The 12,164-nt window shown below is 67.1% G+C and carries 11 protein-coding genes; all 11 read right to left on the reverse strand.

Annotated elements, in window-relative coordinates:
- Positions 1-114: 114 nt before the first annotated feature.
- The 11 genes from JN531_RS14850 to asd all read right to left on the reverse strand — a co-directional run bounded on the left by JN531_RS14850 (position 115) and on the right by asd (position 12,116).
- Positions 115-732: an SPOR domain-containing protein gene (locus JN531_RS14850; RefSeq protein WP_228349629.1), complete on the reverse strand. Its 618-nt coding sequence runs from the start codon at positions 730-732 to the stop codon at positions 115-117.
- Positions 725-1,981 carry a bifunctional folylpolyglutamate synthase/dihydrofolate synthase gene (locus JN531_RS14855; protein WP_228349630.1) on the reverse strand — a complete coding sequence of 419 codons (1,257 nt, stop codon included), beginning with the start codon at positions 1,979-1,981 and terminating at the stop codon, positions 725-727. The genes JN531_RS14850 and JN531_RS14855 overlap by 8 nt, the downstream gene beginning before the upstream one ends.
- Positions 1,982-2,848: an acetyl-CoA carboxylase, carboxyltransferase subunit beta gene (accD, locus tag JN531_RS14860; RefSeq protein ID WP_228349631.1), complete on the reverse strand. Its 867-nt coding sequence runs from the start codon at positions 2,846-2,848 to the stop codon at positions 1,982-1,984. It abuts the gene before it with no gap.
- Positions 2,849-2,899: 51 nt separating this feature from the next.
- Entirely contained in the window at positions 2,900-3,709 is an 810-nt protein-coding gene (trpA, locus tag JN531_RS14865; protein WP_228349632.1) for a tryptophan synthase subunit alpha, read from the reverse strand.
- A 46-nt stretch (positions 3,710-3,755) separates the two neighbouring features.
- Positions 3,756-4,955, reverse strand: coding sequence for a tryptophan synthase subunit beta (gene trpB / locus JN531_RS14870; protein WP_228349633.1), 1,200 nt, complete (start codon positions 4,953-4,955; stop codon positions 3,756-3,758).
- Position 4,956: 1 nt separating this feature from the next.
- Positions 4,957-5,634 carry a phosphoribosylanthranilate isomerase gene (locus JN531_RS14875; RefSeq protein ID WP_228349634.1) on the reverse strand — a complete coding sequence of 226 codons (678 nt, stop codon included), beginning with the start codon at positions 5,632-5,634 and terminating at the stop codon, positions 4,957-4,959.
- Complete coding sequence (gene truA, locus JN531_RS14880) at positions 5,631-6,425, reverse strand: tRNA pseudouridine(38-40) synthase TruA (protein WP_228349635.1); 795 nt, start codon at positions 6,423-6,425, stop codon at positions 5,631-5,633. Before truA ends, JN531_RS14875 begins: the two co-directional genes overlap by 4 nt.
- Complete coding sequence (locus JN531_RS14885; RefSeq protein WP_228349636.1) at positions 6,413-7,081, reverse strand: energy-coupling factor transporter transmembrane protein EcfT; 669 nt, start codon at positions 7,079-7,081, stop codon at positions 6,413-6,415. Before JN531_RS14885 ends, truA begins: the two co-directional genes overlap by 13 nt.
- Positions 7,074-9,905, reverse strand: a complete 2,832-nt coding sequence (locus JN531_RS14890) for a FimV/HubP family polar landmark protein (RefSeq protein WP_228349637.1) — start codon at positions 9,903-9,905, stop codon at positions 7,074-7,076. Before JN531_RS14890 ends, JN531_RS14885 begins: the two co-directional genes overlap by 8 nt.
- Positions 9,906-9,994: 89 nt before the next feature.
- Positions 9,995-10,984 carry an aspartate-semialdehyde dehydrogenase gene (locus tag JN531_RS14895; protein ID WP_228349638.1) on the reverse strand — a complete coding sequence of 330 codons (990 nt, stop codon included), beginning with the start codon at positions 10,982-10,984 and terminating at the stop codon, positions 9,995-9,997.
- Between the two features lie 19 nt (positions 10,985-11,003).
- Positions 11,004-12,116, reverse strand: a complete 1,113-nt coding sequence (gene asd / locus JN531_RS14900; RefSeq protein WP_228349639.1) for an aspartate-semialdehyde dehydrogenase — start codon at positions 12,114-12,116, stop codon at positions 11,004-11,006.
- Positions 12,117-12,164 lie beyond the last annotated feature (48 nt).

Here is a 12,164-nt window from a genome sequence, read left to right on the forward strand (position 1 = left end):
TGGCCGGCCGCAATCCGCATTGCGGCGAAATGAGAGGGCGGCGTCAGCGCTTTCCCCGTGGCTGCCGTGAAAGCGCGCGAGTTTATCACCCGCACCGGGCGCCATGCGCCGAATTCACGGTCGAATGACCGTTGCATTGGCATGACCCAGCAGCACCGCACGCGCCTGTGCCGACTCGGCCTGCGTCTCGCTGGAATAGGGGCCGACCCGAACCCGATGAATGGTCTTGCCGTTGACAGCCGCACTCAGCACGCGCGCCGGCAGGTCAGCCACCCGCAGCGTTTCCCGCACCTGCTCGGCGCCTTCACGGGCGCTGTACGCCCCCACCTGTACCCACCATCCGCCGCTGGGCGCGGCACTGGGGGCGACGGTCGGCGCCGGTGTCGGCCGCGGCGCCGGCGTGGCCACCGGCGGCGTGCGCGCGACGACCGGGGGCTCGGGCTGTGCCACTGCCGGTGCGGGATCCGGCACGTCCGCCATCGGCCAATCACCAGCCGCGTCATCGGTGGCGTCGGGCGCGGCCGCTGGCGGAGTCGGCACGGCCGACGGCTGAACGGCAGCGGCGTCAACCGTGGTACGCGCCGGGGCATCGGGGTTCCGCAGGTCGAATACGGTGGTCTGTTCACTGCGCTCGCCCGGCGGCGGCGGTGCCGGCAGCAGCGCCGCCAGCAACCAGGCCAGTCCAATCAGCAGCAGCCCTCCCACCAGGCGGCGCTTCAGCGTGTCATCCATCGAGAGCCTCCAGCGCGGCGGCAACAGTCAGAAAGGATCCACAGACGAGAACGGTGCTGGCACCCTCGGTTGCGGCCAGCGCTGCCGCCATGGTCGCATGGGTGCCCTGGACCGGCACCTGCCCGCCCAGACGTGCACGCAGAACCTCCGCGGTCAGCCCCCGCGGCGGCGGCAGGTCCACCAGGTGAACGGCGCTCACCACCGTCGCCAGGATGGCGCCGATCGCCTCCACCGGCTTGTCATCAAGCATGCCGAGCACGGCCATGATCGGGCCCGGCTGCTGACGCAGCACCGGCACCAGGGCGCGCATGGCTTCCGCGTTGTGGGCGACATCCAGCAGCAGGCGGCCCCGGCGCTCACAACGGCCGGGCACCTGCCACGCCGCGAGAGCAGCGACGATGACCTCGGGGGGCAGAGGGAGACGGTCGCCCAGCGAATCCAACAAGTGCAGCACCGCCGCCGCATTGCGCACCTGATGGGCCCCCGGCAACCGTGGCATCGGCCATTGCCGGTCACCCCAGCGGCTTGCCGGCAGTTGCCATCCATCGGCAGCCATCGGCAGCTGCGCCGGCAGTCGCGAGGGGTTGATGCCATTTGCCGTCAACGCATCCGCCACTGTTGACGGCCATTCCGGTTCGGCCCAGATCGCCGGACGTCCGGCGCGAAACACGCCCGCCTTCTCCCGGGCGACCGCCTCGATCGTGTGCCCCAGCCAGTCACCATGGTCGAGCCCGATACTGGTGACCAGTGCGGCGTCGGCGTCGATCAGGTTGACCGCGTCGAGGCGACCGCCGAGCCCGACCTCGAGCACCTGAATCTCGCACCCTGCCTCGCGGAACAGCCACAGGGCCGCCAACGTGCCGAACTCGAAATAGGTCAGTGGCACATCGCCGCGCGCGGCCTCGATGGCGACGAAGGCGGTGATCAGGGCCGGGTCATCGACGTCGACGCCGTCGATGTGAATGCGCTCGTTGTAGCGACGTAGATGCGGCGAGGTGAAGCGCCCCACCCGCTTGCCGGCACGCCGCAGGATGTCGGCGGCAAGCACCGTACAGGCGCCCTTGCCGTTGGTACCAGCGATGGTCAGGGTGAGCGGTGGCTGCTGGCGCAAGCCGAGCCGGTCGGCGACCTCTGTGACCCGCGTCAGACCCAGTTCAATGGCCCGGGGATGCTGGCGGGTCTGCCAGTCCAGCCATTCGTCCAGCGTCGCGTTCGGGCCGGGTGCTGCGCCGGCCCAGGGGCCCAGCATTCAGGCAGCGTCCGACACGAAATGCGTGAGCATGGCCAGCAGACGATGCAGGCGTTCACGCATTTCACGGCGATCGATGATCAGGTCGATATGGCCGCTCTCCAGCAAGAATTCGGCGCGCTGGAAGCCTTCGGGCAGTTTCTGACGAACCGTCTGCTCAATCACCCGCGGTCCGGCAAAGCCGATCAGCGCCTTGGGCTCGGCCACGTTGATGTCGCCGAGCATGGCCAGACTGGCGGACACGCCGCCCATCGTCGGGTGGGTCATCACCGACACGAATGGCAGCCCGCGGTCGGCAAGCTGCGCCAGCGCCGCCGAGGTCTTGGCCATCTGCATCAGCGAGAACAGCGATTCCTGCATGCGCGCACCACCCGTGGCGCTGAAGCAGATCAGCGGTACGCCGTGCTCGATCGCCGCCTGTACCGCGCGAACGAATTTCTCGCCCACCACCGAGCCCATCGACCCGCCCATGAATTCGAACTCGAAGGCTGCGGCGACCACTGGCAGTCCGATGAGCTTTCCGCGCATGACGATGAGCGCGTCCTGTTCGCCGGTCTGGCTCTGCGCTTCCTTCAGACGATCACGATACTTGCGGCTGTCCTTGAAGCGCAGGGGATCGGTCGGCGTGACGCCCTGCCCGATCTCCTCCCGCGGTTCCGGGTCGAGAAACTGGTCGAGCCGCAGGCGGGCGCCGATGGCGCGGTGGGTGCCGCACTTGGGGCAGACCTCCAGCGTGCGTTCCAGCTCGGCCCGATACAGCACCGACTGGCAGCTGCCGCACTTGGTCCACAGGCCCTCAGGCACATTGCGCTTGCGGTTCGACGGGCTGTTGAGCTTGGAGGCAGTCAGTTTGTCGAGCCAGCTCATGTCAGTCGGTCCAGTGCGATTCGGCGGGAAGGGGACATTGGCGTCATGGCCTCATGATAGTGAATCGAGCGCTCGGCGAATGTCCGCAAGGGTCGCCCCCAGCAATGCCGGCAGTGTCTCCGGCGCTTCCTGATGCTGTTGGATCAGGGTGACCAGGGCACTGCCCACCACCACACCATCGGACACCGCGCCCACGGCCCGGGCCGAGGCGGCGTCCCGAATCCCGAAGCCGACGGCCACCGGCAACGCGGTGTGGCGACGAATGATGTCGATACGCTCACGGACGCTGTCGACATCCAGGGTGGCGGCACCGGTCACGCCCTTCAACGACACGTAGTAGAGATAACCGCTGGCCACCTCGGCCACCTTGGCGATGCGGGCATCGGCGGTGGTCGGCGACAACAGGAAAATGCTGTCGAGCCCGGCCGCGCGCAGCGGTGTGAGGTAGGCCTCGGCTTCTTCCACCGCCAGGTCGACAATCAGGATGCCGTCGACGCCAGCGTCGCGGGCGGCGGTGGCGAAGTCCTCGATCCCGAAGCGCTCGATCGGGTTGAGGTAACCCATCAACACCACCGGCGTCTGCTCGTCGCGGGTGCGGAACAACCGCACCATCTCCAACACCTTGCGCAGGGTGGTACCGGCCTGCAAGGCACGCTCGCATGCCAGCTGGATGACCGGACCGTCCGCCATCGGGTCGGAAAACGGTACACCCAGCTCCACCACGTCAGCACCGGCTTCCACCAGCGCATGCATCAGATCTGGGGTGTGTCGGGGATGCGGATCGCCCGCGGTGATGAACGGGATCAGTGCCTTGCGTCCCTGCTCGCGCAGTCGGTCAAGCGTCGGTTTCAGTCGGCTCATGGGGTTCGGCTCGAATGGCGCGCAATGGAGAGGAGAAGAAGGCGCGTCACGTCAGTTCGATACCGTCCATGCGGGCGACCGTGAAGATGTCCTTGTCGCCACGGCCGGAAAGGTTGATGACGATGTGCTGGTCGGGGCGCATCGTGGCGGCCAGCACTTTGGCGTAGGCCACCGCATGCGCCGACTCGAGCGCCGGGATGATGCCTTCGACCCGGGTCAGCTCGTGAAAGGCGGCCAGCGCGTCATCATCGTTGATGGCGGTATAGGTGACCCGACCAGTGTCCTTCAGCCAGGCATGTTCGGGGCCGACGCCGGGGTAGTCGAGACCCGCGGATACCGAATGGGTGCCGATGATCTGGCCGTCGGCATCGGACATGACGTAGGTCTTGTTGCCATGCAGGACGCCGGGGCGGCCAGCAGACAGCGGCGCCGCATGATCGGGCGTGTCGATTCCATGCCCCCCGGCCTCGACACCGTAAAGCGCCACTTCGGCATGCGGAATCAGGGGGTGGAACATGCCGATGGCGTTGGACCCACCGCCGACACAGGCGACCATGGCATCGGGCAGTCGGCCGATCTGCTCGGGACACTGCACCAGCAGTTCGCGTCCGACCACCGCGTTGAAGTCCCGAACCAGCATCGGGTACGGGTGCGGGCCGGCGACGGTGCCGATGACATAGAAGGTGTCATCCACATTCGTCACCCAGTCGCGCAGGGCTTCATTGAGCGCATCCTTGAGCGTGCGCGTGCCCGAGTGCACCGGAATCACTTCTGCGCCCAGCAGCTTCATTCGGTAGACGTTGGGCGACTGTCGCTGGACATCTTCGGCGCCCATGTAAACCACGCACTTCAACCCCAGCCGCGCGGCGATGGTGGCCGAGGCAACGCCATGCTGCCCGGCGCCGGTCTCGGCAATGATGCGGGTCTTGCCCAGATGCTTGGCCAACAGGGCCTGGCCCACCGTGTTGTTGATCTTGTGGGCGCCGGTGTGATTCAGGTCTTCGCGCTTCAGCCAGATCTGCGCCCCGCCCCAGCGGGTGGTCAGGCGTTCAGCCGGATAGAGCGGACTCGGCCGCCCGACGTAATGCTTCAAATCGCGGTCGAGTTCGGCGCGAAACGCAGGATCGTCCTTGAGCGCGGCATAGGCTTCGGTCAGACGCGCCAGCGGCTCCATCAGGGTTTCGGCGACGAACTGCCCGCCGTAAGGGCCGAAATGGCCGCGGGCATCGGGATAGTCGTAGGACATGTCAGGACCGGTTGGGAGGTTGCGGCATCCGGCGGGCGTCTGCTTCGCGTACCGCCGCGACGAAGTCCGCCATTTTGCCGGAATCCTTGATCCCCGGTGCGGATTCAATGCCACTTGAGACATCCACCGCATATGGCCACGCCTGTGCGACGGCCTGCGCGACGTTGCCGGCATCAAGGCCACCGGCGACAAACAGCGGGCGCCCGATGTCGGTTCGCGCCCGCGCCCAGTCGAAGGCCTGGCCACTTCCACCCATTTCACCGGGGGCATGACCGTCGAGCAGCAGTGCTGCGGCACCCGGATGCGCGGCCGCTTCCGCCACCAGATCGATCGCGGTATCGCGCATCGCCACGGCACGCAGGTATGGCGTGTTCCAGCGGCCACAGAAATCCGCCGTCTCACGTCCATGGAACTGCAGCCAGTCCGGGCGGAACTGCGACAGCGCCGCCGCCACGTCAGCGTCGCTGGCATCCTTGAACAAGGCCACACTGGCCACCCCGGGGGGCAGTCGTTGTCGCAAACTTTCAGCGTGATCGGCAGTGACGTACCGGGGGCTTGCGGGAACCAGCACGAAGCCGACCAGATCGACGCCCAACAACACCGCCGCATCAACATCGGCCGCGCGGGTCATGCCACAAAACTTGATGCGGGTCCGGTAGGGGCCGGCGGGGAGGCTCATGCGGTCGGAAACCAGGGCGTGGGCGGTGGCGGAAGGTCGAATTCCGCCGCGTAACGAGGGCCGACGAAGTATAAGCCGTCAGCCGCGGCGGTCATGCCGGCAAGCCGCCGGTCGCGCGCTGCCAGCACTGCCGCGACCCAAGAAACCGGTTGCCGGCCGTACCCGACTTCCGCCAGCGTGCCGACGATGTTGCGAACCATATGGTGGAGGAAGGCATTGCCGCCGACATCAACCAGCACGAAGTCACCCTGACGGCGAACGCTGACGGTTTCCAGGCGCCGCACCGGCGAGGGCGCCTGGCACTGCGAATCGCGAAAGCTGCTGAAGTCGTGTTCGCCCAGCAGCGCCTGTGCAGCCTCGGCCATGGCCTCGACATCCAGCGGACGCAGCAACCAGGTCGCGCGGCGGGCCAGCAGGGCGCTGCGGGTGCGCCGGTTGTGGATGACGTAGCGGTAGTCGCGACGAATGGCACCGAAACGGGCATGGAACGCCGCCGGCACCGGTTGTACCCAGCGCAGGCTGATGTCCTCCGGCAACAGGCTGTTGACGCCAAACAACCAGCTGTCGGCGCGACGCGGGGCGGCGCTGTCGAAATGCACCACCTGCTGCAGGGCGTGCACCCCGGCATCGGTGCGACCGGCGGTGATGACCGCCACCGGTGCATCGGCAACCGTCGACAGGGCCGCTTCGAGGGTGCCCTGAACCGTCGCCCGGCCGGGCAGCGACTGCCAGCCCGAATAGGCGGTGCCCTGATACTCCACCCCCGCAGCCCAGCGGGTCAGCGTGGCCATGTCAGCACCGCCAGCAGCAGCAACAACAACAGCAGCCATTCCGAGCGCGCGGGAACTGCACACCCGACGGCAGTGGCGTCGTCGTCTGGAGGCTGCTGCTCGAGGCCGGCAATCCAGGCCGACGCCAACGCCAGGCCGCCCTGCCCGTCGGCCCGTAGCGCCCGATAGCGGGCTTCGACGCCGTCGAGCGCGGCCAGCGTCAAGGCCAACCGGCGGGTAAAGCGTTCGGTCGGCACCCGGCACATCCGCAGCGGTCGCAGCAGTTGATCAAACGCGCCGACCAGCTGCGGCACCGGCGTGGTTGCCATCAGCCAGTAGACCGCAGTGACCAGGCTGAGCAGCACCAACACCCGTCGGCTCCCTTCCAGCAGGCCTTCGTGGCTGAAGCCCGGGGTCCAGACGGTCAAGGGTTCGCCGGGGGTAAACCCCAGATAGAGCACCAGGATTGACAGCAGTAGCCACCGCAAACGGCCGATGCCGAACCACAGCCGCGGTAGCGCTGCCGGGCTACTGTGGCGATAGCCGGCGAGCAGCAACAGCGTCAGCACCGTCAGGTCAGGCAGCGGTAGCCCACCCAGGGACGGCGCCACGATCAGCAGCGCCAACAGCCGGGTCAGCGGCTGCAGACCCCGGGTCCGTGCCGCGCCATCAGCCAAGGCGCGAAATCAACGCCCGGGCGTCGGACTTCTGGGCCTCGCTGCCCTGGGCCAGCACCTCGTCGAGCAGCACGCGGGCCATCTCGTTGTCACCCATGTCGACATAGGCTCGCGCCAGATCAAGCTTGGTGCCGGCCTCGTCACCGGAAGAGATGACATCGCTGTCGGATTCAAGCTCGAAATCATCCAGCTTGAATTCCTCGATGGTGGCGCTGTCGACTTCAATTCCATCGTCGCCGCCTTCCGCAGCGGGCTCGACACCGAGGTCGAATTCGGCCAGGTCCAGTTCCAGGGGGACCGACGCGGCATCGCCTGCATTGGCGATGTCGGATGCGGGCGGCGGCGTTTCGGCTGGCGGCTCGGTATCGAGCTCCGGCAAGGACAGACCATCGCCGGGCACGTCGGCCACGGGGGCATCGACCGGCGATTCAACCGACAGCAGCGATTCGTCTGCGCTCTCCGGGCTCGACGGCGGCGGCGATGCCAGTGTGTCGTCTGCGCCGAAGTCATCGAGCCGGAACTCGAGCGAGTTGTCGGAAACGGATTCGGTGTCGTCGCCGGCGGCGGCCGGCGCATCAGCGCGGTTCTCATCCGACAGGTCGAGCGCGGGTGTCGACGCCATCACGGCATCAATATCGTCGAGCTGGAAGTCCAGCACGTTGTCCCCCGGTGGGGCTTCCGCCGGTTGCGGTTCCGACGTGGCGGCGGCGCCCGGCGTGGCAGGTGTGTCGAATTCGAGATTGAAATCGACCTCATTGTCGGTGGCGGCGACGGTGTTGTCGCCCGCGGCGGAGGTCTCCTCGACGTCATCGAAGCTGAGGTCGAGATCGGCCGACAGGGCACCATCATCGGTGCTTCCGGCATCGGCGAACAGCGACGAATCCGGCGCGATCTGGCTGCCGAACAGGGCCAGCTTTTGCCAATCGGCCGGTGAGACGTGTGGTCGCGCCGCCTCGGCGGCCTCGACAAACTCCAACGGCCGCCCGGCCGCGAAGTACACCTCGGCCAATTTGGCATGCAGGGCCCCATCGTCTGGTGCCTTTTCCAGCGCTGCCTTCAGGGTCAGGGCGGCTTCGTCATACAGGCCGTAGGCCAAATGAATATCGGCTTCGGCAACCGGGTCCTGCGCGTTCAGATCGATCTGGACGGTATCAACCGAAAACTGGGCGGTGGCCTCGAAGTCGGTGGTCTCCGGAACAGGCTTGCGGCCGCTGTCGAGCGGCGCATCGAAGACCTGGGTGGCATCGAAATCGGGGACCGCGTCATCATTGCCTTGACGATCATCCTCGGCGCCGGTCTTGGCGTAGGCCGCCATCACCGCAGCCTCGGCCTCGTCAGCCATGGCATCGGCGTCGGGCACCGAAGGCTTGGCCCCAGCGGCGGCAGCCGGCATGGCCACCGATGAAGGGCTCGACGGCATCACCTCGGGCGGCTGACGCTCACTGGTCTGCGCGCGGCGGCGGCGCCAGAGCACCCCAACCACGACGGCCACCAGCAGGGCCAGCAGCAGCAATGGCAGCAACAGTGCATCCAGCAGGCCAGGCTGTGCTGGCGGCGCGGCGGGGGCCGGCGTCGCCACTGGCGCCGGTGCCGGTGTTGGTGTGGCCAGCATCTCCGCCACGCGCTCGGCCCGACTGCCGGGCTCGGCCCGCTCTGCGGTCGCCAGCGGATCGGTCTCGGAGACGGCCGTTTCCGTATCTTCAGCTGTATCTGTATCTGTATCTGCAGCTGTATCTGTCGCCATTGCGGCCGAGACATCGCCCTCGGCGTCGCCCGATGCCGCCGATGGCGGAGCGTCTGCTGACGCATCGAGGTTAGACAGACGCTCGGTGTCGATCTCCGCAGCCGCGACCGGCGTCGGAGCCGGGGTTGCCGGCGGCGCTGTGGGTGTCGGTGTGATCGTCGGCCGCGGTGTGGGGGCCGGGGTCACCGCAGACGTTGCGGCCGGTGCCCGGCCAGCGGCAGCGCGCAGCGCCTGCACCTGTGCGGTCGCCGCCTCGGGGGATACCGCGCGCATGCTGTCCGCCGACGGCACGCTGAGCACCTGGCCCTTCATCAGGGCATTGATGCTGCCGTTGTCGAACGACCGGGGATTGGCGTTGTAGAGCGCCAGCATCACCTGATCGACGGTCACGTTCTGAAGGCTGCGGACCACCTTCACGGTCACCGCCCAGAACGTTTCGCCGGCCGCGATCGGTCCGTACTCACTGACTGCGGCGGCTGTCGTCGTCGCCGCGCTGTTTGCGCTGGGGGCCGGAGTCGGGGTCGGGGGCGGCGCTTCCGCCAACACCGTGCCCGGCGGCAGCGGAACGAAGGTCACCTTCGGCGTTGACGCCGGTGCCGGTGCGGCCGTGACCGGTGTCACAGACGATGGTGTGGCCCCGGTGGAGCTGGACGCCGCTGCCGCATCCGCAGCCGCCACCCCCTCGGTGGCCAGCGTCGGCGGGTCGAGCAGCACGGTGTACTCCCGCAGAATCCGGTTGCCGGCGGAACGCACATCGAGCAGGAACATCAAAAAGGGTTCGCGTGCAGGGCGGTTGCCACTGACGGCGATATACGGAGTTGCGCCGGGTTTTACCTCGAACCGCAGATGCGACAGATAGTCTGCCCGTTCGATGCCCAGACGCTCGAACTCGGCGTTGTCTGCGAGGCGGGCTTGCAGGTTTTCCGCATCTTCCGCCGAAACGGCGAGCAGCGGGATTTGCGCGATGAAGGGCTGGTTGAGCCCCGACCGCACGTCGATGTCGCCCAACCCCAAGGCCAGAGCCATCGAGGACCAGCAAGCCATGCCCAACCCAGCGGCGGCGGAAATTCGGCGGCGCATACCCCTCTCCCACGACAACGACATGCCCGCTTCATGTCGGAGCTTATTGACAGAGCGCGTGAACTTGCGCGGGTAAGCTGCTTTATACCTTATAAATATTCCTGAACCAAGATTTCGGCCACGGCCACCAGAGCATGGGCGCCAGTGGCGCGAATATTGTCGGCGACGCTCCACAGCCGCAGCTGCGCCGGGTCACCGGAATCGAGCTGTATTCGATCGAGGAAGATCTCGGTTTCGCCGGAGGCATCTGTCACCGCCGTCGCGATCTGGGAGGGCGTCTCCCCGCCCAGCCGCAATCCTGGCGTCGCGGCCAGCCGTGCGCGGATTTCGGCCAGTGGCAACGACCGCTTCAGCCCCAGCCGCACGACCTGGCCGTGGCCATAGAACACCGGCACGTCGATGTCGGTGATGCGCACCTCCAGCTCGGGCGCCAGACGGGCCAGGCTGCGAACGGCATCGGCCTCGGACCCTTCGCCGTCATCGGCATCGACCGGGATGATATTGAAGGCAATCTGCTGGCTGTAGACCGTCGGAGTCCAGTTGCGAAAGTTGAGCACGTCGGCGGTCTGTCGTCCGAGCTCGCCGACCGCGGCGGTGCCGCGCCCGGAGGCCGCGCGCAAACAGGTCAGGTCGAGCTGAAACGGCTCGACCGCGGCACGCAATGGTGCGATCACCCGCAGCAACTGGGAGACGGCAGCATCAGGCAGCGCAACCCGGGACGGCCGCTCGACACCGCGCAGGGTCGCGTCATTGAAGCCGGGCACCACCAGCGGGACCGCGCCATCGTTGCGGAATGCCGCACTGGCGTCCACCACCAGGCAGCCAGCGGATATCGCACGCGCGCCCTCGGTCACGGCAGTGGCGGCATCGGCGGTCAGCAACACCAGCTGCACCTGTCCGTAGTCGAAATCCGCGGCCGCCGTCACCGGCAACTCGCGCTGCCGATAGTCGACGGTGCCGCCGGCAGATCGCGCTGACGCCAGCGCGTGAACACGCCCCAGCGGAAACGGGACGGTCACCAGCCGGTCGAGAACCGCCCCGCCCAGGAGCCCGGTGGCCCCGACAATGGCGATATCCACCCCGCGGGTGACCACCGGCTCAGCCCTGCAACAACAGGATGCGCAACATCCGGCGCAACGGCTCGGCCGCGCCCCACAGCAATTGGTCCCCGATCACGAAGGCGGAGACGTACTGTGGTCCGAGATTGAGCTTTCGAACCCGCCCGACCCCGATCTGCAGACTGCCGGTAATGGCGGCCGGGGTGAGTTCACGCGCCGTTTCAGCACGGTCATTGGGGACCCACTTCACCCAGTCGTTGCCGCTGCGGATCAGCGATTCGATTTCCTCGAGTGGCACATCGCGTGCCAACTTGAGCGTCAACGCCAGACTGTGACAGCGCATCGCGCCGACCCGCACGCACAGGCCGTCGACCGGGATCGGCTGGGTGGTGCCAAGAATCTTGTTGACCTCCGCCTGCCCCTTCCATTCCTCTTTCGACTGGCCGTTGTCGAGCTGAGCATCAATCCACGGAATCAGCCCGCCTGCCAGTGGCGCGCCGAAGTACTCGGTGGGCACCTCGTCGCGGATCGCGCTCGCCACCTTGCGGTCGATATCGAGAATGGCCGATGCCGGTGTCGCCAGCGCGTCCGCCACCGCGCCGTGGATGACGCCCATGCCCTTGAGCAGTTCGCGCATGTGGTTGGCGCCGCCACCGGACGCGGCCTGATAGGTCATCGAGCTGACCCATTCCACCAGTCCGGCCCGGAACAGCCCGCCCACACCCATGAGCAGGATCGAATTGGTGCAGTTGCCACCAATGAAGTTCTTCACGCCACGACCGAGCGCGATATCGATCACGCCCCGGTTGACCGGGTCGAGCACGATGACCGCATCGTCCTTCATGCGCAGTGACGAGGCAGCGTCAATCCAGTAGCCGTTCCAGCCGCGGGCACGCAACTGCGGGTAGATCTCGAGGGTGTAATCACCCCCCTGGCAGGTGATGATGATGTCCATCGCCGCCAGCGCTTCAACACTGCCCGCATCCTTCAGCGGGGGCGTGACGCGACCGTCGATCTCGGGGCCTTCCCCGCCCGCATTGGAGGTGCTAAAGAAATGCGGCTCGATCAGGGCGAAGTCGCCTTCATCCTGCATCCGCTGCATCAGCACCGAACCGACCATGCCGCGCCAACCCACCAGACCGACTTTCTTCATGACTGTTCCGTCCTGCGAATAGAGAATTGCACCTGCCCCACCGAGCGC

The sequence above is a fragment of the Flagellatimonas centrodinii genome, assembly GCF_016918765.2.
In the GTDB taxonomy this organism is placed as follows: domain Bacteria; phylum Pseudomonadota; class Gammaproteobacteria; order Nevskiales; family Nevskiaceae; genus Polycyclovorans; species Polycyclovorans centrodinii.